The sequence below is a fragment of the Ferribacterium limneticum genome, assembly GCF_020510625.1.
GTDB lineage: Bacteria > Pseudomonadota > Gammaproteobacteria > Burkholderiales > Rhodocyclaceae > Azonexus > Azonexus limneticus_A.
In genome coordinates this window covers 897,068-922,098 of sequence record NZ_CP075191.1, presented here as the reverse complement: position 1 = coordinate 922,098, position 25,031 = coordinate 897,068, and the positions used below count along the sequence as shown (strand labels likewise).

The following is a 25,031-nucleotide window of genomic DNA, read 5'->3' as shown; positions in this document are numbered from 1 at the left end:
GGAGAATCGAACATGTCCATGTCGGATCGCGACGGCTTTATTTGGCAAGACGGAAAACTGGTGCCCTGGCGCGAAGCCACCACCCACGTCCTGACGCACTCCCTGCACTACGGCATGGGTGTCTTCGAGGGTGTCCGTGCCTACAAGACCGAACGCGGCACAGCGATTTTCCGCCTGAAGGAGCACACCGAGCGCCTGTTCCGCTCGGCTCACATCTTCCAGATGCAAATGCCTTTCTCGGCCGAAGAACTGAACGAAGCCCAGAAGGAAGTGATCCGCGCCAACAAGCTCGAATCCGGCTACCTACGTCCGCTGGCCTTCTACGGCTCGGAAAAGATGGGCGTTTCGCCGAAGGGTGCCAAGGTGCACGTCATCATCGCCGCCTGGCCGTGGGGTGCTTACCTCGGTGAAGAAGGCATGGAACGCGGCATCCGCATCAAGACCTCGTCCTACACCCGTCACCACGTGAATATCACCATGGTACGCGCCAAGGCGTCGGGCAACTACATGAACTCCATCCTCGCCAACAACGAGGCCACCGGTGACGGCTACGACGAAGCCCTGCTCCTCGATCCGGAAGGTTACGTCTGCGAAGGCGCCGGCGAAAATATCTTCATCGTCCGCAACGGCAAGCTGTACACGCCGGACCTGACCGCCTGCCTCGAAGGCATCACCCGCGCCACCGTCATCCAGTTGGCCGGCGAAATGGGCATCGAAGTCATCGAAAAGCGCATCACCCGCGACGAAGTCTATTGCGCCGACGAAGCCTTCTTCACCGGCACCGCCGCCGAAGTGACGCCGATCCGCGAACTCGACAACCGCCAGATCGGTGTCGGCCGTCGTGGCCCGATCACCAAGGCGCTGCAGGAAAAGTATTTCGACGTGGTTTATGGCCGCTCCGCTGCGCACGCCGACTGGCTGGCCACCGTCTAATCAGGGAGATAACGATGTCCGACAACAAAGCTGTTGAAATCACCGCCCACGACCTGCCGCTGCACTGCCCGACGCCGAACGTCGCGCTGTGGAGCCAGCACCCGCGAGTCTTCCTCGATGTCCTGAAGACCGGCGAAGTCACCTGCCCGTACTGCTCCACCAAGTACGTCTTCAAGGGCGAAGCGCCCAAGGGGCATCACTAGTCAGTAGTTGCTGGTCGTTAGTCGCTAGCAGGATCTGCTGACAACTAGTGGCTAGCGACTAATAACTGCTCTCATGAAAGCCCTCATCGTCGCCCCTTCCTGGATCGGCGACACCATCATGGCGCAACCGCTGTTCGCGCGGTTGCAGGCCAAACATCCCGGCTTGCAACTCGACGCCCTTGCCCCGCGCTGGGTAGCCCCCGTCCTGCAACGGATGGATGAAATCAGCGATGTCGTCGACAGCCCGTTCGGCCACGGCCAGCTATCCCTGAAAGCTCGCTGGCGACTGGCCCGCGAACTGGCCGCCCGGCATTACGACGCCGTTTATGTCCTGCCCAATTCGCTGAAATCGGCGCTAGTGCCCTGGATGGCCGGCATTCCACAGCGCATCGGCTTCACCGGTGAATCGCGCTATGGCCTGATCAACGTTCGCCACACGCTAGACAAGCAGGCGCTGCCGCTGATGCTTGAGCGCTTTACGCAACTGGCTGAACGACCGGGTGCGTCACAGCCCAAACCGATTCCCTATCCCAGGATTCGCTCGACTGCAGCCGATCAGGCAAAAACACAGGCCGAACTCGGCCTTGAGCGCCCGGCGCGCGTCGTCGCCTTCTGCCCCGGCGCCGAATATGGCCCGGCCAAGCGCTGGCCAGCCACCCATTTCGCCACGCTGGCCAGACAACTGGCCGAACAGGGCTGCGCCATCTGGCTCTTCGGTTCGCCGAAGGACCATGCCGTCGCCGAGGAAATCTCGCAACTCGCCCCCGGCCTGTGCCGCAACCTGTGCGGCGCCACCTCGCTGGCCCAAGCGGTCGATTTGCTCGCCCTAGCCGAGCTGGTCGTCTGCAATGACTCCGGCCTGATGCACGTCGCCGCCGCGCTCGACCGGCCGATCGTCGCGCTCTACGGCTCATCGTCACCAGGCTTCACGCCACCGCTCTCCGACAAGGCTGACATCCTCAGCCTGCAACTAGACTGCAGCCCCTGCTTCAAGCGTGAATGTCCGCTTGGCCACCTCGACTGCCTGAACAAACTGTTCCCCGAACAGGTTTTCGCCGCCTGCCAGAAATGGATCTCGCGATGAGCAAACCCGCCAACTTCGCCTCTCCTGACGACGTCGAGCATGCCTTTTACGAAGCCATCACCCACGGCGATGCCGATCTGTTGATGCTGGTCTGGGCCGAGGATGAGGAAACCCTCTGCGTACACCCCACCGGCGTTCGCCTGCAGGGCGAAGCGCCGATCCGGGAAAGCTGGCGCAGCATCTTTGCCAACGCGCGCCTGCGCGTTCAGCCGGAAGCGGTCACCCACTGGCAAGGCACGGTAATGGCCATCCACCACCTGACCGAAGTCCTGTTCGTCGGCGACGACCCCAGCCCGCACGGCCCGCTCCACGTCACCCACGTTTATGTGCGCGGCGCCCACGGCTGGCGGATGGTCAGCCGGCACGCTTCGGCGGCAGACGATGGCCATCAGGCGATGGCTGAAGCCGTGCCGCACACCCTGCATTGAACCCCTACAAAGCGCCGAGCTGGCTGCCCGGCGGCCAGGCGCAAACCCTGTGGCCTTTGCTGATCAAGCCGCAGCCGATCGAGCTACGCCGAGAACGCTGGGAGACGCCGGATGGCGATTTCATCGACGTCGATCATCTCGACGGCCCGGCCGATGCACCACAGCTGGTGCTGTTCCACGGCCTGGAAGGCAGTGCCCGCAGCCATTACGCCATTTCGACCGCCCATGCCTGCCGGCAAGCCGGCTGGCGCCTCGCCCTGCCGCACTTCCGAGGCTGTTCCGGCGAACTGAACCGCCGGCCACGTGCTTACCATTCGGGCGATTCGGAGGAAATCAACTGGATTCTCCACCGCCTTCATGCCAGCAATGACCACCGCCGCATCAATGCAGCCAGCGTTTCGCTGGGCGGCAACGCACTGCTCAAATGGGCCGGCGAACGTGGCATTTCGGCCGCCGAACTGGTTAATGGCGTCGCCGCCTTCTGCCCGCCGCTCGACCTCGCTGCCTGCGGCCATCACCTGGCTCGCGGTTTCAACCGCATCTACACGCAGCATTTCCTGAACACCCTGAAAGCCCGTTCGGCCGCCCGACTGCGGCTGTTTCCAGGCCTCTTTGATGCTGTCCTAATGCACGGGGCAAGCAACCTTTTTCAGTTTGATGATGCCGTAACTGCCCCGATCCATGGTTTTGCCGGCGCTGCCGACTATTGGGAACGCGCCTCGGCCAAGCCATGGCTGAAATCGATCGCCATCCCGACATTGGTGGTCAACCCGAAAAATGATCCCTTTCTGCCGGCCAGCCACTTGCCCAGCCCTGCCGATGTCAGCCCAAGCGTCAGGCTGGAACAGCCGGCAACCGGTGGCCACGTCGGCTTCGTCAGCGGCAGTTTTCCGGGAAATCTGGACTGGCTGCCGCAAAGACTCTTACACTTCTTTCTTTTCGAAACGTCATAAAACAGTGCAATCGGGGACAGTCGCCACCGATGCAAACAGAATGCAACGAAACGCGTGCACTCTGGGCGACTCTCCGCAAATTACCTCTCGACTGGACCACCATGAGCCAACTCCCCGCTGAAATTTTCAAGGCCTACGATATTCGTGGCATCGTCAACAAATCGCTGACCGCCGATGTCGTCCGCCAGATTGGTCATGCGCTTGGCTCACTGGCTGCAGAACAGGGCCAGACGGCCATCGCCGTCGGCCGTGATGGCCGACTCTCCGGCCCCGAACTGGCGGGTGCGCTGATGGATGGCATTTGCGCCGCGGGTGTGGATGCGATTGACGTTGGCTGCGTACCGACCCCGGTCACCTACTTCGCCGCCTACGAACTCGGCTGCAACTCCTGCGTTTCGGTCACCGGCAGCCACAACCCACCAGACTACAACGGATTGAAGATGGTCATCGGCGGCACGACGCTAGCCCTTGATGCCATTCAGGACCTGAAGAAACGCGCCGAATCGGGCAACCTGAAGCATGGCAAGGGCGAGCGCCGCAGCGCCAATGTTTTGCCAGCCTACGTCGAGAAGATCGTCAGCGACGTCAAGCTGGCCCGCCCGATGAAGATCGTCATGGATTGCGGCAACGGCGTCGCCGGTGTAATCGCCCCGGAACTGTTCAAGCGCCTTGGCTGCGAAATCGTCCCGCTGTTCTGTGAAGTGGACGGCAACTTCCCGAACCATCACCCGGATCCGTCGAAGCCCGAAAACCTGGCCGACGTCATCAAGGCCCTCAAGGAAACCGACGCCGAAATCGGCATCGCCTTCGACGGCGACGGCGACCGGCTCGGCGTGGTGACCAAGGATGGTGAAATCATCTACCCCGACCGCCAGTTAATGCTGTTTGCCGCCGATGTGCTCTCCCGGGTGCCGGGTGGCATGATCATTTATGACGTCAAATGCACCCGCCGGCTCGCCCCGTGGATCAAACAACACGGCGGCGTGCCGCTGATGTGGAACACTGGCCACGCACTGGTCAAGGCCAAGCTGAAGGAAACCGGCGCGCCCCTGGCCGGCGAAATGTCTGGCCACACCTTCTTCAAGGAGCGCTGGTACGGCTTCGATGACGGCCTGTACACCGGCGCCCGCCTGCTGGAGATTCTGTCGCGCTCAGCCAATGCCAACCCGGTCCTGAAAAACCTGCCGAATTCGCCGTCGACCCCGGAGTTGAACATCAAGATGGCCGAAGGCGAGCCGTTCGCGCTGATCGACAAGCTGAAAGCCGAAGGCAAGTTCGACGGTGCCGAGGAGATCATCACCATTGACGGCGTCCGCGTAGAATATGAAGACGGTTTCGGCCTGGCCCGCCCGTCGAACACCACGCCGGTTGTCGTGCTGCGTTTCGAGGCCGACAATTCCGCCGCGCTGGAGCGCATCCAGGCCGACTTCCGGCAAGCGCTGAACGCCGCCTGGCCGGGCATTCAGCTACCGTTTTAAGGAGATTTCGTGAGCGAAGCAGCCGCTGACCAGCTTTTTCTTGGGCGCCAGCCCATCCTGGACCGCGAACAGCGGCTGGTCGCTTACGAACTGCTTTTCCGCAACGGCAGCCGCAACTTTGCCGAGGTCACCGACGGTGTGCAGGCTACGGCGACGGTCATCGCCAACGCCTTCACCGAACTTGGCGTCGAAGCGGCGCTCGGTAGCCACCGCGGCTTCATCAATGTCGACGAACAGTTTCTATTCAGCGACATGCTTGAATTGCTGCCGCGCCACGCCGTCGTTCTCGAAATCCTTGAAACCGTGCCGCCGACTGAAGCCGTCATCGAGCGCTGCAAGGCACTGAAAGCTGTCGGTTTTACGCTGGCCCTCGACGACGTCATCCAGCTCGAACCCGAGTTTGCCGAACTGCTGTCCCTGGTCGAAATCGTCAAGGTCGACATCCAGCCGCTGTCCCGTGTCCAGCTGATGCAACTGGTCATGAAACTGAAGCCAATGGGCAAGCAGCTCCTGGCCGAAAAGGTCGATTCTCGCGAGCAGATGGAACAATGCCTGAAGCTGGGCTTTACCCTGTTCCAGGGCTACTACTTCGCCAAACCGACCATCATCGCCGGCAAGAAGCTCGACCATTCGCAACTGTCGCTGATGAAGCTGATGGGCCTGTTGCTCGGCGATGCTGCCACAGCCGAACTCGAAGCCGCCCTCAAGCCGGAACCCGGCCTGACGATCAGCTTGCTGCGCATGACCAATTCGGTCGGCGCCGGCTGCACTGAAAAAATCACCTCGCTGGGCCATGCCATCACCGTCCTCGGCCGCCGCCAGTTGCAACGCTGGCTGCAACTACTGGTTTTTGCCGGTGGCAAACCGAGCGGCACCAGCAATCCCTTGCTTCTGTTGGCAGCCACCCGTGGCCGTTTGATGGAGTTGCTGGCCGGCGAATTGCAGCCGGGTGACACCGCCCTGGCCGACCAGGCTTTCATGGCCGGCATCATGTCGCTGATGCCGGCGCTGGTCAGCCTGCCGATCGCCGAGATCGTCGCGCCGCTCGGCCTGACCGGCAATGTCCGCGATGCCCTGTGCGACGGCAGCGGCGTCTTGGGGGCACTGCTCCATATTGCCGAAAGCAGCGAAAACGGTGATCTGGGCCAACTGACCCAGGCACTGGCCGAGCTTTCCGGGCTCAGCCCCAAAGCCATCAACCGGGCACAGACCCAGGCCCTGCAGTGGGCCAACGATATCGGTCAGGAAAAACAGGAAACCTAGCGGCGACTGTTACAAGAAGACGACAGCCGCGCAACAAACCGTCGCCTTCCGTCGACTACAATCGCTCTCATTTTCCACCCTCCATCGATCGGCAATGGACAGCGAGCAAACTCAGCAATCCCGGCAACGCCCCCCGTTTGGCCAGCCACCGCAAGGTCCGCTCGCCAAGGTGCTGGCCTTCATCCTGAGCGCCGCCTTTCTGACGCTCGCCTTCATGTTTTCGCTGGTCGCACTGGCCGTGGTCGCCGTTGGCGGCCTCGTGCTCGGCGGCTGGCTGTGGTGGAAAACCCGTGCTCTGCGCAAGCAGATGCAACAAATGCGCGCCGCTCAATCGGCGCGCAATGATCAGGTCATCGAGGGCGAGTTTTTCCGCGAAACCGGCAGTAGCGACCGGCTGCTGCGCTGATCAGCGCAGCTTCGGGTTGAGGGAGCCCCGGTTGTAGTCCTTGTCGCCGGGCATGATCGTCCGCCCGACACCGAACACCCCACCCTGAGCGCCGATTGGCTGGGTCTTGTTTTCCGGATATTCAGCCGCCGCCTTCTGTGCCTCGGCCGCCTTGGCCGCATCGACAAACTCCCAGCGACCGTTCGGAAAAAGACGGACCTTTTGCCCATCCGCCGTCGCCGCCTCGAGCGGCATCCGGTCCAGTTCGGCGGCGAAGCCCTGCCCCGCCGCCAAAACCAGCATCAGCGCAAACGCTGCTTTCACAGCTTGCCTTCAACCCAAGCCGAGACGGAGGCCAGCGCCGCCGGCAGGTTTTCCGGCTGCGTACCGCCAGCCTGCGCCATGTCCGGACGACCGCCGCCCTTGCCGCCGACCTGCTGGGCAACCATGTTGACCAGCTCGCCGGCCTTGACCTTGCCGGTCAGGTCCGCCGTCACGCCAGCGATCAGCGTGACCTTGCCGTCGATCACCGAGGCCAGCACGATGGCAGCCGACTTGAGCTTGTCGCGCAGCTTGTCCATGGTATCGCGCAGCGCATTGACGTCGGCGCCTTCGAGCGTTGCGGCCAGAACCTTGGCGCCCTTGACGTCGACCGCGCTGGCCAGCATGTCGTCGCCCTGCGCCGAGGCCAGCTTGCCCTTGAGGGCAGCCAGTTCGCGTTCGAGTTTCTTGACCTGATCAAGCACGGCCAGCACGCGGCCAGGCACGTCCTTCGGCAACACCTTGAGTGTGCCGGCGACGCCGCCGAGGGCAGTTTCCATATCCTGCATGTAGGTCAGCGCATTATCGCCAGTAACGGCTTCGACACGGCGCACGCCCGCGGCGACGCCACCTTCGGCCGTGATGCTGAACAGGCCGATGTCGCCGGTGCGCGAAACGTGGGTGCCGCCGCACAGTTCGCGCGACGAGCCGATGTCGAGGACGCGCACGTCGTCGCCATACTTTTCGCCGAAGAGCATCATGGCGCCGAGCTTCTGGGCTTCGGCGATGGGCAGGACACGGGTTTCGGTGGCGACGTTGGCGAGAATCTCGGCATTGACGATGTTCTCGACGCGGCGGATTTCCTCGTCGGTCATCGGCTGGTTATGCACGAAGTCAAAACGGGTCTTGTCCGGATCGACCTGCGAGCCCTTTTGCTGGACGTGATCACCGAGCACTTCGCGTAGCGCCTTGTGCAGCAGGTGGGTCGCCGAATGGTTGCGCATGATGCGCTGACGGGCCAGCACGTCGACCTTGGCGGCAACACCGTTGCCGACCGAGATGGTGCCGGTCTTGACGACGCCGTGGTGGCCGAAGACCGTGGCCTGGATTTTCTGCGTGTCTTCGACGGCGAAGATGCCATGCACCGACTGCAGCGCGCCGCAGTCGCCGACCTGGCCGCCGGACTCGGCGTAGAACGGCGTGTCGTCGAGGACCACAACGCCCATTTCGCCTTCATTGAGCTGGTTGACCGCAGCACCGTCCTTGTACAGGGCGAGCACGTTGGCCTTGTGTTCGAGCGCGGCGTAGCCATGGAAAGTCGTGGCCGGGCCATCGTATTCAAGGTTGGTCGCCATCTTGAACTTGCCGGCGGCACGCGCTTGCTCTTTCTGGCGAGCCATGGCGGCATCGAAGGCAGCGGCGTCGACTGTTAGCCCTCGCTCGCGGCAAATGTCCTGCGTCAGGTCGAGCGGGAAGCCGTAGGTGTCGTGCAGCTTGAAGGCAATATCGCCTGGAAAAATTGGATACAGCCCCTCCGGCTTAAAGAGAGGACGACCACCACCCAATGACTTAGCACCTTCAACTGAATCACCAAGCAAATCCGCAATCGTTGCCTCGAGGATGGCCATACCGTGTTCGATGGTTTCGAAGAAGCGGTCTTCTTCCTGCTTGAGCGTGGCGATGATCTTGAACTGGTTCTGCCCCAGTTCCGGATAAGCCATGCCCATTTCAGCAACGAGATCCGGCACCATCTTGTGGAAGAAGGCTGCGCGGGCGCCGAGCTTGTAGCCGTGGCGGATGGCGCGGCGAATGATCCGGCGCAGCACGTAGCCGCGGCCTTCATTGCCGGGAATGACGCCGTCGGCGAGCAGGAAGGAGCAGGCGCGGATATGGTCGGCGAGCACCTTGAGCGACGGTGAATCCATGTCGGCATCGCTGGTTTCGCGGGCGGCAGCCTTGAGCAGCGCCTGGAACAGATCGATTTCGTAGTTGGCGTGCACGCCCTGCAGCACGGCGGAAACGCGTTCGAGGCCCATGCCGGTATCGACGGACGGCTTGGGCAGCGGATGCATGACGCCGGCTTCGTCGCGGTTGAACTGCATGAAGACGTTGTTCCAGATTTCGATGAAACGGTCGCCGTCTTCGTCCGGCGATCCCGGGGGGCCGCCCCAGTGCTTTTCGCCGTGGTCGTAGAAAATCTCGGTGCACGGGCCGCAGGGACCGGTGTCGCCCATCATCCAGAAATTGTCGGAGGCGTAGCGGGCGCCCTTGTTGTCGCCGATGCGGATAACGCGCTCGACCGGGACGCCGATTTCCTTGGTCCAGATGTCGTAGGCTTCGTCGTCCTCGGCATAGACCGTGACGGTCAGCTTGTCCTTGGGCAGTTTGTAGACTTCAGTCAGCAGCTCCCAGGCGTATTTGATGGCGTCGCGCTTGAAGTAATCGCCGAAGCTGAAATTCCCGAGCATCTCGAAGAAGGTGTGGTGACGGGCGGTGTAGCCGACGTTCTCGAGGTCGTTGTGCTTGCCGCCGGCCCGGACGCATTTCTGCGAGGTCGTCGCGCGGGAATAAGGCCGCTTGTCGAAACCGAGGAAGACGTCCTTGAACTGGTTCATCCCGGCGTTGGTGAACAGCAGGGTCGGGTCCTCGTGCGGCACCAGCGAACTGGACGACACGATCTGGTGGCCCTTGGAGGCGAAGAAGTCGAGGAATTGCTGGCGGATTTCGGAGCTTTTCATAAGCTGGCGGCCCTTGCGGCGTTGGATGCGAAACCATGGATTTTAAATGAAAGCGGGAATTTTCAGTGCCCGCCAAAAGCAAAAACCCGCCGGGTGGCGGGTCTGCTTGGCGGTGCTGGCGAAGAATCAGCGATGACGCGGACGATCGACCCGGCCGTTGTGGTTGTAATCGTGCTGACGGTCGTGCTTCTGGCGATAAATTCGCTTGCTCTGCACATCCTGGGCCTGATGCAGACGGGCCCGCTCCTGACGGGTCACGACACCATCCGACTTGGCGCGGTTTTCCATGTTATCGACGTGCTGCTGGCCGCGCTCCATGCGATTGGCTTCGCGCTGGGTCAGGCTACCCGAGGCCACACCCTGATCAATGCGCTGCTCCTGGTTGGCCTGGCGCTGATCGACTCGTGGCGTATTGGCCTGGGCGAACGCGAGGGTGGGCAGGACGATGGCGATGGCGGCAAGTGCTTTGATGGTCTTCATGATTTTCCTCCTGAGATGTAGGGCGAACTCCCTGAGGCGCATTAGAAGTTAAAGCGGGTTAAAAATCAGCCGCCTAATTGCAAGGCTTTGTAAGCACTTGTTTCCACGAAAAGATCGAGCCGATCGGTAAAAAAAGCGCTGACGCCGCTTGCCAACAGCATTTCGGCCTGCGCCGGACGATTGACCGTATAGCAGAGCACCGGAATGCCGTGCGCATTGGCCTCGAGCACGACCTCGTCGGCGACATGCGCGGCGTTGCAATGCAGGGTCACACCTTGCAGATCGCTCATCCGCTGCCGCCAGTCGGCCGGCACCCGGTCGAAGAGCAGGCCGCGCGGCATGGCGGGGGCCAGATCGCGGGCAATGGCCAGCGCTGTCATGGAGAATGAGGAAATCAAGGGCGGGATTTCCGCCCCCTGCCATAATTCGGCGCATTGGCGCGCCACGATCTCCGCTGTCTGCCGTTCGAAGCCGGTCGCCGGCTTGATCTCGACATTGGCCAGCAGCCCCAGTTCGCGACACAGCGCCGCAGCCTGGGCCAAGGTCGGCAGCGGCTCGCCCTGCCCGGCATCGAGCGTCAGCAGGATGCGGTCCGGCGTATCGCAGACGCGCCCCTGGCCGTTGGTCGTCCGCGTCAGCGTTTCATCGTGGATCAGGAAAGGAGTGCCGTCTGCCGACAGCATGACGTCGAATTCGACAGCCCGATAACCCAGCCGGGCGGCGAGCCGGATACCGGACAGCGTATTTTCCGGCGCCAGCGAGCCGCCGCCGCGATGGGCAAACCAGCGCGGCAGCAGCAACTTCATTTAGAAGGGCTGCGCCTTCTTCAGGGCCGGCTTGGCGCCGAGAATGGCGTTTCCACGGGAAACCGCGGTATCGAGCGCGGCCTTGGCCGGCTTCTTGTCGGCCCACACCGCTTCCAACTCTTCGTTGGTGAGAATGCGCACCGGATCGGCATCCGCAACATGAGGAACGTGTGACGCCCCCTTGCCCTTCATCGAGGCATAGGCAATTTCCAGCGTCTGGTCACCATCCTGCAGCAGCTTGCTGCGTGCTGCGGCACGGGCGGCGGCAGTCAGCGGCAAACCGCCATAGACACGCACCATCTCGATCTGCATTTCCGGCGACAACAGGAAGGAAACAAATTTCGCCGCCTGCTTGTATTCGGCAGCCGACTTGCCGGCGCCGACCCACAGCGACGCTCCGTCAGCCAACGAGTTCTGGCGACCGCCATAGACATCGTCATGATAGGGCAGCGGTGCGACGCCCAATTCGACCCCCTTGGCGGCACGGAAATCGATGTGTTCGCGGGAATCGGTCGTGATCATCGCGCATTCGCCATCATTGAACTTGGCGCTGGCTTCGTTGCGACGACCGAACAGCTTGAAATAATTGGCCTTGGTCCAGGTCGCCATCATCGCGATGTGCTTGACCTGCGGCAAGCCGTTGAAAGCCAGCGTGCCCTTGTCACTGACCGCCGGCACGCCGGATACAGCGCTGACGTTGTCGATATGCACCCAGACCGGCCACGACGACGTGTAAGGGCAGGCATAACCGGCATCCTGAAGCTTGTCGAGCACGCCCTGCATTTCGAACCAGGTCTTCGGCGGCTGGTCGGGGTTCAGGCCGGCCTTGCGGAAAGCATTCTTGTTGTAGAACAAAACCGGCGTCGAATAGATCAGCGGCAATGCGACCAGACGCCCCTTGCCATCGACTGCGCCGGCCTTGAGATCGGCCGTCAATTCACCGACCTTGAGCGGCTGCCCCGCCTTGGTCATCATCTCGTGGAGCGGCACGAAGGCCTTCGGCTGGGCCAGGACATCGCTCATGTCATAGCGACGGATCAGGTTGAGACCGGCCGGTTTCTCGCCCTTTTCCAGACGCGAGAGCTTCAGGTTGCCGCCATTCTCCTTGTTGAAACGCTCAACAACAGCCTGGAGCTGCTCCTCGCCAGCCGGACTCAGATTATGGGCCAGCTCAAAGTCGGCTGCGGCAACCGGGGCCGGCGCTGCCTTGGCAGCAGGTTTTGCCGCCTTGGCGGCCAGCACGGAGGAACACGCCAGAGCCAGCGTAACAGCGACGACAGAAGGAGAAAGACGATGCGACATGGATACTCCAGAAAATCTCGAAAGGCGAAATTATAACTTCCGCCCAATCCGAAGCGCGCCCCACATTTCTTCCAAATATGCGAAAATCCCCGCATGAACAAGCCCATCTTTCTCATTCTTTTCGCCCTGAGCCTGAGTGCTTGCGACCAGATCGGCCAGAAGCTCGGCCTGGAAGACCCGGCCAGGAAGGAAGCCCGCATGGAACCGGAGGCCAAGGCCGTCGGTAGCGCCTGCCGGCAATCCGGCCGCGCCATCGAGGATTGCTATTCGATCTATGGCTGGCTGCCCAAGGCCGGCATTTATGCCGGCTGGCGCGAGATGGACGAATACATGCGGGAAAACAAGCTGGAAACCATCGTGCCGCAACTCCCCCCGCCAGAAGCGCCGGGGAGCAAGAAAAAGAAAGTCGCCCAGGCCCCAGCCGCAGAAACGGAAGCCAAGGCAGATACTGAGAAAAAAGTCGAGAAACACTGAGCCAACCGGGTAGCCTGACTAGTCAGGACTTGCAGGGAGAGACATGAAACTGCCAGCTTTTCTCAGCGGAATACGCGGCAAGCTGATAGCGATCTTCGTCCTGATCAAGGTGGTACCGCTGGTTTTGCTGGCCTGGTTTGCCTGGTACGCCATCAGCCAGCTCGGCGAAGAAGTTTCAAGCAAGGCCGGCGGCATGGCAGATGCCATGCTGGGCACCATCAAGTCCGTCGGCAAGACGGTCACCGACGACTCGATCCGCGCCCTCGACCTGCGTTCCCGCGAAGCCATCGAGGCACTGACCACCGATACGGCCAAGGAAATTGCCAGCTTCCTTTACGACCGCGACAACGATATCCGGCAGGCTGCCGATCTTGAGCCATCCGAAGCCGCGTTCCGCCGCTTCCTGAACGAGCGCCGCCGCCCGATCTACAAGCACGGCAACTGGCGGCTGGCCGAAGACGGCAGTGCATGGGTTCCGGAAAAGCCTGTGCTGCGCGAGGCCAAGGTCACCCGGCCGGTCCTGCCGGACAACGCCAAGGACTTCCATGCCCGGCCGCCCGAGTATTTTGGCGAAGCCGAACAGCGCTCGCTATTCGTCGAAATGACTTATGTCGACCTCAACGGCAATGAAACGATCAAGGTCACCAACGGGACGCTCACCGACAAGGGCCTGAAAAACATCGGCGAGCCCAGCAATACCTTCACCAGGGCCGAAAGCTATTTTGCCGAACTGAAGAAGCTGCAGCCCGGCCAGATTTACGTCTCCGACGTCATCGGCGCCTATGTGCCGACGCATGCGATCGGCCCCTACCTGCCTGCCGCGCTGGAAAAAGCCGGCAAGCCCTTCAAGCCGGAAGAGTCAGCCTATGCCGGCACCGAAAACCCGGTCGGCAAGCACTTCCGCGGCATCGTCCGCTGGGCGATGCCGGTGACCAAGGGCGGCCGGACAGTCGGCTATGTCACGCTGGCGCTGGATCATGATCACATCCGCCAGTTCTCTGACCGCCTGATGCCCACCGAGGAGCGTTACACGCCGATCGCCGACGCCATCAAGGGCAACTACGCCTTCATCTGGGACTACAAGAGCCGCTCGATTTCGCACCCGCGCGACTACATGATCGTCGGCTACGATCCGCAGACCGGCCGGCCGGCCACGCCCTGGATGGACGAGGATCTTTACGCGGAATGGCAGGCCAGCGGCCAGCCCTCCGACGAGTTTCTGGCCAGCGTCCAGCCCTTCCGCGACCAGAACCTGAAGCGCAAGCCGGCCAAGGCGCTGATCAAGGCCGGCACCATCGGCCTTGACTGTCGTTATCTGAATTTCTCGCCGCAATGCGACGGCTGGAACGCCGTCACCGAACATGGTGGCTCCGGCTCTTTCGTGATCTTTTTCTCAGGACTCTGGAAACTGACCACCGCCGCCGCCATCCCCTATTACACCGGCCAATACGGCAAGACGCCACAGGGTTTCGGCTTTGTGACCATCGGCGCCAACGTCGACGAATTCCACAAGGCGGCCACCGCCACCGCCGCTCAAATCAACACCTTGCTGGAGGAAAAAGACGCCAGCTTCAAGGCCCAGCGCAGCGAACTGCTTGACCAGGTCGCCCAGAGCCTGAAATCGACGGCCTTTGGCCTGTGGGGCTCGACGCTGCTGATGATCGGCGTCGTCATTGCCATCGCGGTCTGGATGGCCGGTCTGCTGACCCGGCGGATCACCGCCATGATTTCCGGCATTCGCGCCTTCCAGGAAGGCGACCTGAAACGACGACTGGACGCCGGCTCCGCGGACGAAATGGGGGAACTGGCCACCTCCTTCAACCGCATGGCCGACTCGGTCGAGGAATCCTTCAAGCGACTGGAAGAAGCCCGGGAAAAGGCTGAAGAAGCCAGTCGGCAAAAATCAGCCTTCCTCGCCACCATGTCGCACGAACTGCGCACCCCGCTCAACGGCATCCTCGGTTTTGCCGAACTGCTGGAACACGAACTCGACAATTCGAGTCACCAGGAATACGCCAAGGTAATCCAGCAGAGCGGGGAACACCTGCTCAATCTGGTCAATGAAATCCTCGATCTGGCCAAAATCGAAGCGGGAGAAATGCTGTTCAAGCGGGAAGCCATACCGCTCGCCAGCCTGGTCACCGAGTGTGCTGCAACGCATCAGGTCACGGCGACCGGCAAGGGCCTGGGATTTGATCTGCAAATAGCGGATGGCTTGCCGGACAAACTGATCACCGACCCGGTCCGCCTGCGCCAGATTCTCGGCAACCTGCTGAGCAATGCCGTGAAATTTACCGAGCGGGGCAAGATCACTCTTTCTGTCAGCCCGGCTGGCCGGGAAATCGCCTTTGCCGTCAGCGACACTGGAGCCGGCATCCCGCTCGAAAGCCACGAGCAGATTTTCGAAAAATTCAAGCAACTTGAAAACTTTCTGACGCGCGAACACGGCGGTACCGGTTTGGGTCTGGCGCTGGTCAGGCAACTGGCCACGCATATGGGCGGACGTGTTACGCTGGACTCGAAAGTCGGCACGGGCTCGACCTTCACTGCCTATCTTCCCCTGGACACCGAGGATGACTGAAGAACGCCATGCACTGGTCGTTGACGACCACCCAACCAATCGCCTGCTGGCCACCGCCTTGCTCAAGCGACTCGGCTGGATTGTCTCGAATGCCGAAAACGGCAGCATGGCGCTCGACCTGGCGGCTCAAACCCATTTTCGGCTGGTGCTGCTCGATATCAGCATGCCGGGGCTGTCTGGCGAGGAAACCTGCGCCAGACTCCGCGCCACACCCTCCGGCAACGCATTGAAAATCGTCGCCTACACGGCACACGCCTTCCCGGAAGACAGGGAACGCCTGCTGGCCAGTGGTTTCGACGATGTCCTCGTCAAGCCGATCAGCATCCAGGCCCTTGAAACGATCAGCAGTAATTTGTAGGCAAGGCCTGGCGCAGTTACAGCAGCCCGGCGGGCAAAACTTGCGCGTAGCACCAAGGACATATCCGGGTGATCGGGAGCCGGTAAGCGTATAATCTCGACCCATGTCTGAAATCAATACCTTAGCTGGCGATAACGCCATCATCATCGCTGCCGACGCAGTGCCCGAAATCACCTTTGCCGACCTCGGCCTGGCGCCCGAACTCCTGCGCGCAGTGCTCGACGAGGGCTACACCAAGCCGACGCCGATCCAGGCCCAGGCCATCCCGCTCGTCATCTCCGGCAAGGACATCATGGGCGGTGCCCAGACCGGCACCGGCAAGACGGCCGCCTTCACGCTGCCTATCCTGCAGCGCATCCTGCCCTTCGCCAGCAGCAGCCCGTCGCCGGCCAAGCACCCGGTACGTGCCCTGATCCTTGCCCCGACCCGCGAACTGGCCATGCAGGTCTACGAGTCGGTCAAAACCTACAGCAAGCACACGCCGATCCGCGCCATGTGCGCCTTCGGCGGCGTCGATATCCGGCCGCAGATCGCCGAACTCAAGAAAGGCGTCGAAATCCTCGTCGCCACCCCCGGCCGCCTGCTCGATCACGTCGAAAACAAGAGCGTCAGCTTCAATTCCGTCCAGGCCCTGGTCCTCGACGAAGCCGATCGCATGCTCGACATGGGCTTCGTCCCGGACGTCACGCGCATCCTCAACATGCTGCCGGCCCAGCGCCAAAGCCTGCTGTTCTCCGCCACCTTCTCGGAAGAAATCAAGAAGCTGGCCGACACCATGCTCAAGTCGCCGATCCTCATCGAAGTTGCGCGCCGCAACCAGGTCTCCGACACCATCACCCACCGCGTCCATCCGGTCTCCGAATACGGCAAGCGCGGCCTGCTGACCAAGCTGCTGAAATCCGGCGAAATCCGCCAGTGCATCGTCTTCTGTCGCACCAAGCAGGGTTGCTCACGCCTGACCCGCGAACTGCAGCGCGCCGGCATCAAGGCTGACGCCATTCACGGCGACAAGAGCCAGCTGGAACGCATCAAGGCACTCGAAGCCTTCAAGGGCGGCGAAACCGATGCCCTGATCGCCACCGACGTCGCGGCCCGTGGCCTGGACGTTGATGACCTGCCCTACGTCATCAACTACGAACTGCCGCACACGCCGGAAGACTACGTGCACCGTATCGGCCGCACCGGCCGGGCCGGCAAGATGGGCAATGCCATTTCGCTGGTCAGCGCCCGCGAAGTCGTCTACCTGGTCGATATTGAAAAGCTGATCAAGCGGCCGATCGAACAGATCGAAGTCGCCGGTTTCGAGCCGGAGCCGGAATACGAATACCCCCCGGGCAACAAGAAAAAACGCAGCGGCCCCGTCGTCGCGCCCGTCGCCCAGCGGCAGGAACGTGGCGAACGCCCGGAGCGCGGTGAACGCTCAGCTCGCCCCGAGCGAGAGCGGAGTGAGCGTCAGGACCGCCGCCCGCCGCGTCGCAATCCGATGATTGCAGCCGATGGTTTCGACTTCAGCAAGCCTTACGAGGACAATTCGCCGCGCGGCGAAGTACCGGATTCACCGCAGGCGCCAGCCAAAGCTGATCCTCACAAACCCAAGCGGGTCGTTGCCGCCTTGCTGGGCGGACTGGGCCGCAAGTAGGCCTGACCCTGCACCCCAAAAAAATGGCGCCTCGATGGCGCCATTTTTGTTTGCCCCGGAAAAATCAGGAAGGCAAGCGCGGCACGAAACCGGCCGGCGGGGTCGGTTTCTTCGGCAAAGCCTCATTCAGCTTGATGATGGCCAGCGAGAGATTGTCGCCACCGCCCTTGGCCCGTTGCCGCGCCTTGTCGATCAGGATTTCGCAGGCCTGACGCGCCGAGTTGTCGGCAACCAGTGTGCCCAGCTCTTCATCGTCAAAGTAGGCCCACAGGCCATCCGAGCAAAGAACGAAGGCATCGCCTGCCGCCGGCTCGGTCACTTCGGCCAGCGTTATTTTTGGATCATCCTGGCCGCCCAGCGAAGCGAGCAGGACATTGCGGTTGGGATGGTTCAAGGCCTGTTCCGGCGTGATTTTCCCGGCCGCCAGCAGATGCTCGACATAGGAGTGATCGATGGTCCGTCCAACGAGTTGTTTGCCGCGAAAATGATAGAGCCGGCTATCGCCGCAGTGCCCCCAGGTGACGCGCCCCGGCTGCAACAGCAACATCACGGCCGTGCTGTGTGGGTCTTTTTCGTTCATGAAGCGCGAGGCCTTGATCATGGTGTGCGCCTCCCGCATGCTGTTTTCAAGCATGCGCTGCGAACTCTCTTCGGCCGTCGCAAACTGATCCAGATTGGTTTTTGCAGTGTGCACTACCTGCTCAGCCGCCAGGGCGCCACCGGTATGGCCGCCCATGCCGTCGGCAACCACCGCCAGCGCCACCCCTCTGGCGCGGGCATGCGGCAATATTGCAACGCGGTCCTGCTGTTCCTTGCGGTCTCCCTGATGCTGTGCGGCACAGGCATCTACTGCTATCGCCATCTTCCCTCCTTGTGGCCGGAAAGATTATCACGAAAGCCATACACTCCGTTTAACACTGTTGCATAACGGGTATGGGCATGCGTCATTCAGGCCTCGACACAGCCGTTGAAGCGCTCAAGAATGACATCCACGAATTCGGGAAGCGCCTCTTCGTTAAGCCCGAGTTCGGGCAGGACATCAGCCTTGATCCTGTCCCATTCCGGATTTGGAACCCGATGATCGAGGCAATGGATGTCTTCCGCCAGCTGGATGATGGCCACCATGCTGCGCGCCTCGTGCAGGCCAAGTTCGCCGATGGCATGGTGATAACGAATCGCGTCACAAATGAATTCCGGCAGATGCCAGTGGCGAGCGACCAGATAGCCCACCACGCAATGGTCGGCATTGAATTTCCGGTCTTCCTCGGCCAGGTCGACCCAGCACCCCGGCGTACCAAGGCGCATTTCGGCGCAGTAGGTGGGAAAGCGCTGCATCAGCAGCGGCACGCCGCAATCGTGAAAGATGCCAGCCAGGTAGGCCTGATCCGGAAAAACCTTACAAACCGCGATGCGTTCATCGGCAATCAGCATGGCCAGTTGGCCGATGGCATGCGAGCGCGCCCAGAAAGTCTCGTAGACCAGACGATTTTTCTTGATCTCGCCAGCCCCCGACAGGGCGATCGCCTGGACAAGATTGAAGGTCTGGCGCACACCGACGGCGTGCAGGATTTCCTCAACCGTCCCAAAGGGCTGGTGCTGCCGATAAGCCGAATTGCCAACCACCTTGAACAACATGGCAGTCAGCCCCGGGTCCTGATTGATGACCCTGGCCAGCAGACGCACATCCATTTCGCTGCGTTTCATGTGCTTGCGCAGCTCTTCCAGCACCCGCGGCTGGGGCGGAATTTTTACCCCGCCTTCGAGCAGGCGCTTGATTCGAGCCGCATCGACTTCGCCCAAGGACTGCGTGATTTCAAAAACGGATGTTCCGGCACTGCTCATTCAACAACCTCGTCAATCAGTTCTATCCAGTGCCGAACCGGCAAGACACTACCCGCCTGCAAATGGATCAGGCAGCCAATATTGGCTGTCGCTACCAGTGCCGGGCCACCGCCATTCAGGGCAGCCAGCTTGTTTTCCCGCAAGCGGCCGGCCAATTCCGGTTGCAGCACGGCATAAGTACCGGCCGAACCGCAGCACAAATGGCCATCGGCCACCGGCGTCAATTCATAGCCAGCCGCCGATAATACCTTTTCGATCACCCCGCGTATCTTCAGCCCGTGCTGCAAGGTGCAAGGCGAATGGAAAGCCAGCTTGCCGCGCGCTTGCGGCCTGGCTGACAGCAAGGGCAACAAGCCGCTTTTTTCTTCGGTCAGGATCTCCGAGGGATCGCGGCACAGGGCGCTGACTCTTGCCGCCTTTTCGGCATATTCAACATCATCCGCGAGGATATGGCCGTAATCCCGGACCTGTACGCCGCAACCGGAGGCGGTGACGACGATGGCTTCGACACCCGCCTCGACATGTGGCCACCAGGCGTCGATGTTGCGACGCATGTCGGCCTTGCCGGCGTCCTGATCGTTCAGGTGAAAACGCACGGCACCGCAGCAGCCGGCTTTGGCTTCCTCGAACAAGCTGATACCCAGCCGATCCAACACGCGAGCCATCGCTGCATTGATATTCGGCGCCAGCGCAGGCTGGACGCAGCCGGCCAGCGCCAGCATGCGGCGCGGGTGGCGGCTCGCCGTTGGCCACGGCCGTCCGGCGGCCGGTGCCGGCGGCAACTTGTCAGCCAGCGATGAGGGCAACAAAGGTTTCATCAGGCGGCCCAGAGCGACGGCTGGCGAAAACAGCGCCGGGTTGGGCAGAACCGTCTTGAGCAGGACACGGGTCACTCGATCGCTGAGACGTCGAGGCAGTTTTTGCTCGACCACCGCCCGCCCGACATCGAGCAGATGACTGTATTTCACCCCGGATGGGCAGGTCGTTTCGCAAGAACGGCAGGTCAGGCAACGGTCGAGATGGGTGCGCGTCTTCTCGGTCACCGCCTTGCCTTCGAGCACCTGCTTGATCAGGTAGATACGGCCGCGCGGGCCATCCAGCTCGTCGCCCAGCAGCTGGTAGGTCGGGCAGGTTGCCGTGCAGAAGCCGCAATGCACGCACTTGCGCAGGATTTCCTCGGCGACCTGGCCGGCATGGGTGGCGCGCAGTTCGTCGGTGATCTTGGTGTCCATCAGAACTCCGCGTAAAGGCGACCGGGATTGAGGATGCCCTTCGGATCGAAGGCTTTCTTCAGGCGCCTGTGCAGCGCCAGCAGGGCCGGCGACAGCGGCGCGAAGGCCCCTTCCAGGCAACGCAGCGATTCCGGCGCCCGATACAGTACGGCGTGGCCACCGAGGCGGGCCGCGGCGCCCCGAATTGCCGCCTGCTCGCCGGCATACCAACGCAGCGCACCGCCCCACTCGATGGCCCGCAGGCCATCCAGCCCCGGACACGGCGCTGTCGACGGCAAGGCCAGGCGCCACAGGACATCACTGGCGAAAGCCGGATGCGCCTGCTCGCGCACCGAATGCCAGTGCTGATCTGAATTGACCGCCGACGTACCGCCCAGCTTGCGACAGGCCGCCTCGACGGCAGCCCCGGCCCCGGACAGGCGCAACCATAACTGTCCCTGATGCCAGAAGGAGGCAGAAATCGGCAGCGGCTGACCGCCCCAATGATTGAGCTTCTTCAGCGCCTCAGTCTGGTCCAACGCGAAAACCAGCGTCTGCTCGGCAACCGGTTTCGGCAACACCTTCAGCGTCACTTCGGCGATGACACCCAGCGTGCCGAGGCTGCCGGCGATCAGGCGGGAAACATCGTAGCCGGCCACATTTTTCATGACCTGGCCGCCGAATTTCAGCACCTGCCCGCTGCCATCGACCAGTTTCACGCCGAGCACGAAGTCACGCACCGCCCCGGCCTGTTGCCGGCGCGGGCCGGACAACCCGGCAGCAACGCAGCCGCCAGCGGTCGCCCCGGAAAACTGCGGCGGCTCGAAGGCCAGCATCTGGCCCTTTTCCGCCAGGACTGCCTCGATCTCGCTGAGCGGCGTGCCACAGCGGGCGGTCATGTACAGCTCGGTCGGCTCGTAGGCAGTGATGCCGCGATAGCCCGACACATCGAGCAGGTCGCCAGCCAGCAGGCCGCCGTAGAAATCCTTGCTACCGGCCCCGCGGATGCGCAGCGGGGTATGACTTGCATGCGCCGACCGGACCGCCAAGACAATCTTGTCGAGCGTCATCAGAAGCGCTCCAGCTCGGGAAACTTCACGTCGCCATGATGCACGTGCATGCGGCCGTATTCGGCGCAGCGGTGCAGGCTGGGCACCGCCTTGCCGGGGTTGAGCAGGCCGCTTTCATCGAAAGCCGCCTTGATGCGATGGAAGGCTTCCAGTTCCGGCGTCGCGTACTGCGAGCACATCTGGTTGATCTTTTCGATGCCGACGCCGTGTTCGCCGGTGATCGAACCGCCCAGGGCAACCGACAGTTCGAGGATTTCCGCCCCGAAGGCTTCGGCGCGCTCCCAGTTGCCCGGCTGCGAGGCGTCGTACATGATCAGCGGGTGCAGGTTGCCGTCGCCGGCGTGAAAAACGTTGGCACAGCGCAGGCCGTACTTGATTTCCATTCCGGCGATGGCGGAGAGCATTTCAGCCAGCCGCTTGCGGGGGATGGTGCCGTCCATGCAGTAGTAATCCGGCGTGATGCGGCCGACGGCCGGAAAGGCCGCCTTGCGCCCGGCCCAGAAGCGCAGGCGCTCGGCCTCGCTTTGCGACACGCGAATTTCGCTGGCTCCGGCCGCATTCAACACCTCGGTCACCCGGGCGATTTCCTCGGCCACTTCCTCCGGCGTGCCGTCCGACTCGCAAAGCAGGATGGCCTCGGCATTCAGGTCGTAGCCCGCCTTGACGAAGGGCTCGACGGCGGCCGTCGCCGGCTTGTCCATCATCTCCAGCCCGGCCGGGATGATGCCGGCGGCGATGATGGCCGCCACCGCATCGCCCGCCTTGGCGACATCGTCGAACGAGGCCATCACCACCTGCGCCAGTTCCGGCTTGGGCACCAGCTTGACGGTGACTTCGGTCACCACGCCGAGCATGCCTTCGGAGCCAATCAGCAGGGCCAGCAGGTCATAGCCCGCGGCATCCGGCGCTTCCGAGCCGATCTCGAACACCTCGCCTTCGATGCTAATGACGCGGATGCGCAGCACGTTGTGCACGGTCAGGCCGTATTTCAGGCAATGCACGCCACCCGAGTTTTCAGCCACGTTGCCGCCCAGCGTACAGGCGATCTGCGACGACGGATCGGGTGCGTAGTAGAGGCCGAAGGGCGCCGCCGCCTCCGAGACAGCCAGATTGCGCACACCGGGCTGGACCACCGCCAGCCGCGCTTCGCGATCAACACGCAGAATCTTGTTGAAACGGGCCAGCGACAGCACGACGCCCTGCGCATGCGGCATCGCGCCGCCGGAAAGGCCCGTCCCCGCGCCACGCGCCACGACCGGCACGCCGAGCTGGTGACAGTTGCGCAGCACGTCGATGACCTGGCCCTCGGTTTCCGGCAGGCAGACGGCCATTGGCAACTCACGGTAGGCGGTCAGGCCGTCGCACTCGTAGGGGCGCAGATCCTCTTCATCGATCAGCAGGCAATGGGGCGGCAGAATCGTCTTCAGACGGCGGGCCAGCGCGCTGCGGTCGGTCTGGAAAACGGGTTCGGTTGAGCTCATGGCGGTCATTCTACGAGGATGGCGCGAAAGTCGTTGACGTTGGTCCGGGTCGGGCCGGTGACCAGCAGGTCGCCCAGCCCGGCAAAGAATCCCCAGGCGTCGTTGGCCGCCAGATGGGCGCGCGGATCGAGGCCGGCGGCCCGCGCCCGGGCCAGTGTCTCCGGGCTGATGAAGGCGCCGGCATTGTCCTCGCTGCCGTCGATGCCATCGGTGTCGGCTGCCAGCGCGTGGATACCCGGGGCACCATCAAGACCCAGCGCCAGGCCGAGCAGGAATTCCGTGTTGCGCCCACCCCGCCCAGGTGCCTTGACGGTCACGGTGGTTTCGCCGCCGGAGAGCAGAACGCACGGCCGCTGGGCGGGAAAACCATGCTGCGCTGAAGCGCGAGCCATGCCGGCCATGGCCTTGCCGACTTCCCGCGCTTCGCCTTCGATGGCGTCGCCGAGGATCAAGGGTGTGATGCCGAGCCGCCGTGCTTCGGCGGCCGCGGCTTCGAGCATCTGGCGCGGGCTGGCGACCAGCCGGAATTCGCTGCGCGCCAGTCGGGCGTCGCCGGCCTTGGGCGTTTCCAGTTCGCCAGCCATCAATCGCTGGCGGAGCGACGGGGAAATTTCGATGCCGTAGAAATCGAGCACCTGCAGCGCCTCGGCACAAGTTGTCGGATCAGCCACCGTTGGCCCGGAAGCGATCACCGCCGGGTCATCGCCCGGCACGTCAGAAATCGCCAGGGTCAGGACGCTGGCCGGCCAGGCTGCGGCGGCCAGCCGCCCGCCCTTGATCGCCGACAGGTGTTTGCGCACGCAGTTGATCTCGCCAATGCTGGCGCCCGACTTGAGCAGCGCCGAGGTGAGCGCCCGCTTCTCGGCCAGCGTCACGCCAGCGGCCGGTGCCGCCAGCAGGGCCGAGCCACCGCCTGAGATCAGCGCCAGTACACGATCCGTCGATCCCAACCCGGAAACCTTCGCCAGAATTCTCGCTGCGGCCGCTTCGCCCGCGGTATCAGGCACCGGATGCGCCGCCTCGACGATCTCAATCCGTTCGCACGGCACGCCATGCCCATAGCGCGTGACAACCAGACCATCGAGCGGCCCGGACCAATGTTGCTCGACGGCCCGCGCCATGGCAGCCGACGCCTTGCCGGTACCAATCACGATCAGCCGGCCGCCATCATCCGGCGGCAAATGCAGCGGCACGCACAGCGCCGGATCGGCCGCCGCAATGGCGGCATCGAACAGGCGGCGCAGCTTTTCGCGCGCCGTCACTTCGTCATCCAGCCCAGGCCGGCCTCGGTGGTGGTCAGCGGCTTGTATTCGCAGCCCACCCAACCGGCGTAAGCCAGGCGATCGAGCAGCGCAAAGATGAAGGGGTAATGGATCTCGCCGGTGCCGGGCTCGTGGCGCCCCGGATTGTCGGCAATCTGGACGTGGCCGATGTGCTGGATGTTTTCCTCGATCGTCCGCGCCAGGTCGCCCTGGATGATCTGGGCGTGATAGAGGTCGAGTTGCAACTTGACGTTGCTGCGGTCGATCGACTCGATCAGGCGCAGGGCCTTGTCGATGTCGTCCAGCCAGTAGCCGGGCATGTCGATGTGGCTGTTGATCGGTTCGATCATCACTGTCGCGCCGATGGTGGCGAAACGGTCGGCGGCAAACTGCAGGTTGGCTATGTAGGTGGCTTCGAGCTCGACTTCAGGCACCTGCCCCGGCCGCAAGCCGGCCATGCAGTGCACGCGCTCGCAATCGAGCAGCATGGCGTAATCGAGCGCCAGTTCGACGCCTTCGACGAACTCGCCCTGCCGGTGCGGCAAACAGGCCAGGCCGCGCTCGCCGGCCGCCCAGTCGCCGGGCGGCAGATTGAACAGCACCTGTTCGACATCGGCCGCCTTCAGCCACTCAGCGACATCGTGCGCCGGCCAGTCGTAGGGGAACAGGTATTCAACGCCCTGAAACCCAGCGGCCGCTGCCTGTTTGAAACGATCATGAAACGGCAGGTCGGTGAACAGAAAACTGAGGTTGGCGGCGAACTTTGGCATGGGGGCGACAGTCTGTTGCACGGGGCAGT

General features: G+C 62.7%; 24 protein-coding genes. 12 read left to right on the top strand and 12 right to left on the bottom strand.

Annotation, left to right across the window (positions count from 1 at the left end; translation table 11 throughout):
* The first annotated feature begins 12 nt into the window (after positions 1-12).
* The 8 genes from KI617_RS04430 (at position 13) to KI617_RS04395 (ending at position 6,748) form a co-directional block, all read left to right on the top strand.
* Entirely contained in the window at positions 13-933 is a 921-nt protein-coding gene (locus KI617_RS04430) for a branched-chain amino acid transaminase (RefSeq protein WP_226450814.1), read from the top strand.
* A 14-nt stretch (positions 934-947) separates the two neighbouring features.
* Complete coding sequence (locus tag KI617_RS04425; RefSeq protein WP_011289021.1) at positions 948-1,136, top strand: zinc-finger domain-containing protein; 189 nt, start codon at positions 948-950, stop codon at positions 1,134-1,136.
* A gap of 73 nt (positions 1,137-1,209) precedes the next feature.
* On the top strand, positions 1,210-2,220 hold the full coding sequence (gene waaF, locus KI617_RS04420; protein WP_226450813.1) for a lipopolysaccharide heptosyltransferase II: 1,011 nt from the start codon (positions 1,210-1,212) through the stop codon (positions 2,218-2,220).
* Positions 2,217-2,648 carry a YybH family protein gene (locus tag KI617_RS04415; RefSeq protein WP_226450812.1) on the top strand — a complete coding sequence of 144 codons (432 nt, stop codon included), beginning with the start codon at positions 2,217-2,219 and terminating at the stop codon, positions 2,646-2,648. Before waaF ends, KI617_RS04415 begins: the two co-directional genes overlap by 4 nt.
* Positions 2,645-3,601: a YheT family hydrolase gene (locus KI617_RS04410; RefSeq protein ID WP_226450811.1), complete on the top strand. Its 957-nt coding sequence runs from the start codon at positions 2,645-2,647 to the stop codon at positions 3,599-3,601. The genes KI617_RS04415 and KI617_RS04410 overlap by 4 nt, the downstream gene beginning before the upstream one ends.
* A 101-nt stretch (positions 3,602-3,702) precedes the next feature.
* Positions 3,703-5,079: a phosphomannomutase/phosphoglucomutase gene (locus KI617_RS04405; protein WP_226450810.1), complete on the top strand. Its 1,377-nt coding sequence runs from the start codon at positions 3,703-3,705 to the stop codon at positions 5,077-5,079.
* Positions 5,080-5,088: 9 nt separating this feature from the next.
* A complete protein-coding gene (locus KI617_RS04400; protein WP_226450809.1) occupies positions 5,089-6,342 on the top strand; it encodes an EAL and HDOD domain-containing protein in 1,254 nt (417 codons plus the stop codon).
* 94 nt (positions 6,343-6,436) lie between these two features.
* Complete coding sequence (locus tag KI617_RS04395) at positions 6,437-6,748, top strand: hypothetical protein (RefSeq protein WP_226450808.1); 312 nt, start codon at positions 6,437-6,439, stop codon at positions 6,746-6,748.
* Here KI617_RS04395 and KI617_RS04390 read toward each other — a convergent pair whose 3' ends face one another.
* From KI617_RS04390 to KI617_RS04370, 5 genes are all read right to left on the bottom strand, one after another.
* Positions 6,749-7,051: a hypothetical protein gene (locus KI617_RS04390; RefSeq protein ID WP_226450807.1), complete on the bottom strand. Its 303-nt coding sequence runs from the start codon at positions 7,049-7,051 to the stop codon at positions 6,749-6,751.
* Positions 7,048-9,726, bottom strand: a complete 2,679-nt coding sequence (alaS, locus tag KI617_RS04385) for an alanine--tRNA ligase (RefSeq protein ID WP_226450806.1) — start codon at positions 9,724-9,726, stop codon at positions 7,048-7,050. Before alaS ends, KI617_RS04390 begins: the two co-directional genes overlap by 4 nt.
* Positions 9,727-9,852: 126 nt before the next feature.
* Entirely contained in the window at positions 9,853-10,206 is a 354-nt protein-coding gene (locus KI617_RS04380; RefSeq protein WP_226450805.1) for a hypothetical protein, read from the bottom strand.
* A gap of 65 nt (positions 10,207-10,271) precedes the next feature.
* Positions 10,272-11,012: a glycerophosphodiester phosphodiesterase gene (gene ugpQ / locus KI617_RS04375; protein WP_226450804.1), complete on the bottom strand. Its 741-nt coding sequence runs from the start codon at positions 11,010-11,012 to the stop codon at positions 10,272-10,274.
* The gene (locus KI617_RS04370) at positions 11,013-12,314 is read right to left on the bottom strand and encodes an extracellular solute-binding protein (protein ID WP_226450803.1); all 1,302 of its coding nucleotides are present in this window, start codon (positions 12,312-12,314) and stop codon (positions 11,013-11,015) included.
* Between the two features lie 93 nt (positions 12,315-12,407).
* Here KI617_RS04370 and KI617_RS04365 point away from each other — a divergent pair, with 93 nt between their 5' ends.
* From KI617_RS04365 to KI617_RS04350, 4 genes are all read left to right on the top strand, one after another.
* The gene (locus KI617_RS04365; RefSeq protein WP_226450802.1) at positions 12,408-12,788 is read left to right on the top strand and encodes a hypothetical protein; all 381 of its coding nucleotides are present in this window, start codon (positions 12,408-12,410) and stop codon (positions 12,786-12,788) included.
* 43 nt (positions 12,789-12,831) lie between these two features.
* Positions 12,832-15,369: a sensor histidine kinase gene (locus KI617_RS04360; RefSeq protein WP_226450801.1), complete on the top strand. Its 2,538-nt coding sequence runs from the start codon at positions 12,832-12,834 to the stop codon at positions 15,367-15,369.
* Complete coding sequence (locus KI617_RS04355) at positions 15,362-15,727, top strand: response regulator (RefSeq protein WP_226450800.1); 366 nt, start codon at positions 15,362-15,364, stop codon at positions 15,725-15,727. The genes KI617_RS04360 and KI617_RS04355 overlap by 8 nt, the downstream gene beginning before the upstream one ends.
* A 169-nt stretch (positions 15,728-15,896) precedes the next feature.
* A complete protein-coding gene (locus KI617_RS04350) occupies positions 15,897-17,366 on the top strand; it encodes a DEAD/DEAH box helicase (protein ID WP_226451836.1) in 1,470 nt (489 codons plus the stop codon).
* A 64-nt stretch (positions 17,367-17,430) separates the two neighbouring features.
* On the opposite strand, the gene KI617_RS04345 is transcribed toward KI617_RS04350, so the two are convergent.
* The 7 genes from KI617_RS04345 to hyi all read right to left on the bottom strand — a co-directional run bounded on the left by KI617_RS04345 (position 17,431) and on the right by hyi (position 25,002).
* Positions 17,431-18,228, bottom strand: a complete 798-nt coding sequence (locus tag KI617_RS04345) for a PP2C family protein-serine/threonine phosphatase (RefSeq protein ID WP_226450799.1) — start codon at positions 18,226-18,228, stop codon at positions 17,431-17,433.
* 86 nt (positions 18,229-18,314) lie between these two features.
* On the bottom strand, positions 18,315-19,208 hold the full coding sequence (locus KI617_RS04340; RefSeq protein ID WP_226450798.1) for an HDOD domain-containing protein: 894 nt from the start codon (positions 19,206-19,208) through the stop codon (positions 18,315-18,317).
* On the bottom strand, positions 19,205-20,440 hold the full coding sequence (glcF, locus tag KI617_RS04335; protein WP_226450797.1) for a glycolate oxidase subunit GlcF: 1,236 nt from the start codon (positions 20,438-20,440) through the stop codon (positions 19,205-19,207). The genes KI617_RS04340 and glcF overlap by 4 nt, the downstream gene beginning before the upstream one ends.
* Entirely contained in the window at positions 20,440-21,489 is a 1,050-nt protein-coding gene (glcE, locus tag KI617_RS04330) for a glycolate oxidase subunit GlcE (protein WP_226450796.1), read from the bottom strand. The genes glcF and glcE overlap by 1 nt, the downstream gene beginning before the upstream one ends.
* Complete coding sequence (locus tag KI617_RS04325; protein ID WP_226450795.1) at positions 21,489-22,970, bottom strand: FAD-linked oxidase C-terminal domain-containing protein; 1,482 nt, start codon at positions 22,968-22,970, stop codon at positions 21,489-21,491. Before KI617_RS04325 ends, glcE begins: the two co-directional genes overlap by 1 nt.
* 5 nt (positions 22,971-22,975) lie before the next feature.
* Complete coding sequence (locus KI617_RS04320) at positions 22,976-24,232, bottom strand: glycerate kinase type-2 family protein (protein WP_226450794.1); 1,257 nt, start codon at positions 24,230-24,232, stop codon at positions 22,976-22,978.
* Complete coding sequence (hyi, locus tag KI617_RS04315) at positions 24,229-25,002, bottom strand: hydroxypyruvate isomerase (RefSeq protein WP_226450793.1); 774 nt, start codon at positions 25,000-25,002, stop codon at positions 24,229-24,231. The genes KI617_RS04320 and hyi overlap by 4 nt, the downstream gene beginning before the upstream one ends.
* Positions 25,003-25,031 lie beyond the last annotated feature (29 nt).

What these genes read in the sequence shown, in the direction of transcription:
- KI617_RS04430 (WP_226450814.1), top strand. Translation starts at nt 13, where the DNA reads ATGTCCATGTCGGATCGCGACGGCTTTATTTGGCAAGACGGAAAACTG.
- KI617_RS04425 (WP_011289021.1), top strand. Translation starts at nt 948, where the DNA reads ATGTCCGACAACAAAGCTGTTGAAATCACCGCCCACGACCTGCCGCTG.
- waaF (WP_226450813.1), top strand. Translation starts at nt 1,210, where the DNA reads ATGAAAGCCCTCATCGTCGCCCCTTCCTGGATCGGCGACACCATCATG.
- KI617_RS04415 (WP_226450812.1), top strand. Translation starts at nt 2,217, where the DNA reads ATGAGCAAACCCGCCAACTTCGCCTCTCCTGACGACGTCGAGCATGCC.
- KI617_RS04405 (WP_226450810.1), top strand. Translation starts at nt 3,703, where the DNA reads ATGAGCCAACTCCCCGCTGAAATTTTCAAGGCCTACGATATTCGTGGC.
- KI617_RS04395 (WP_226450808.1), top strand. Translation starts at nt 6,437, where the DNA reads ATGGACAGCGAGCAAACTCAGCAATCCCGGCAACGCCCCCCGTTTGGC.
- alaS (WP_226450806.1), bottom strand. Translation starts at nt 9,726, where the DNA reads ATGAAAAGCTCCGAAATCCGCCAGCAATTCCTCGACTTCTTCGCCTCC.
- KI617_RS04380 (WP_226450805.1), bottom strand. Translation starts at nt 10,206, where the DNA reads ATGAAGACCATCAAAGCACTTGCCGCCATCGCCATCGTCCTGCCCACC.
- ugpQ (WP_226450804.1), bottom strand. Translation starts at nt 11,012, where the DNA reads ATGAAGTTGCTGCTGCCGCGCTGGTTTGCCCATCGCGGCGGCGGCTCG.
- KI617_RS04370 (WP_226450803.1), bottom strand. Translation starts at nt 12,314, where the DNA reads ATGTCGCATCGTCTTTCTCCTTCTGTCGTCGCTGTTACGCTGGCTCTG.
- KI617_RS04365 (WP_226450802.1), top strand. Translation starts at nt 12,408, where the DNA reads ATGAACAAGCCCATCTTTCTCATTCTTTTCGCCCTGAGCCTGAGTGCT.
- KI617_RS04360 (WP_226450801.1), top strand. Translation starts at nt 12,832, where the DNA reads ATGAAACTGCCAGCTTTTCTCAGCGGAATACGCGGCAAGCTGATAGCG.
- KI617_RS04355 (WP_226450800.1), top strand. Translation starts at nt 15,362, where the DNA reads ATGACTGAAGAACGCCATGCACTGGTCGTTGACGACCACCCAACCAAT.
- KI617_RS04345 (WP_226450799.1), bottom strand. Translation starts at nt 18,228, where the DNA reads ATGGCGATAGCAGTAGATGCCTGTGCCGCACAGCATCAGGGAGACCGC.
- KI617_RS04340 (WP_226450798.1), bottom strand. Translation starts at nt 19,208, where the DNA reads ATGAGCAGTGCCGGAACATCCGTTTTTGAAATCACGCAGTCCTTGGGC.
- glcF (WP_226450797.1), bottom strand. Translation starts at nt 20,440, where the DNA reads ATGGACACCAAGATCACCGACGAACTGCGCGCCACCCATGCCGGCCAG.
- glcE (WP_226450796.1), bottom strand. Translation starts at nt 21,489, where the DNA reads ATGACGCTCGACAAGATTGTCTTGGCGGTCCGGTCGGCGCATGCAAGT.
- KI617_RS04325 (WP_226450795.1), bottom strand. Translation starts at nt 22,970, where the DNA reads ATGAGCTCAACCGAACCCGTTTTCCAGACCGACCGCAGCGCGCTGGCC.
- hyi (WP_226450793.1), bottom strand. Translation starts at nt 25,002, where the DNA reads ATGCCAAAGTTCGCCGCCAACCTCAGTTTTCTGTTCACCGACCTGCCG.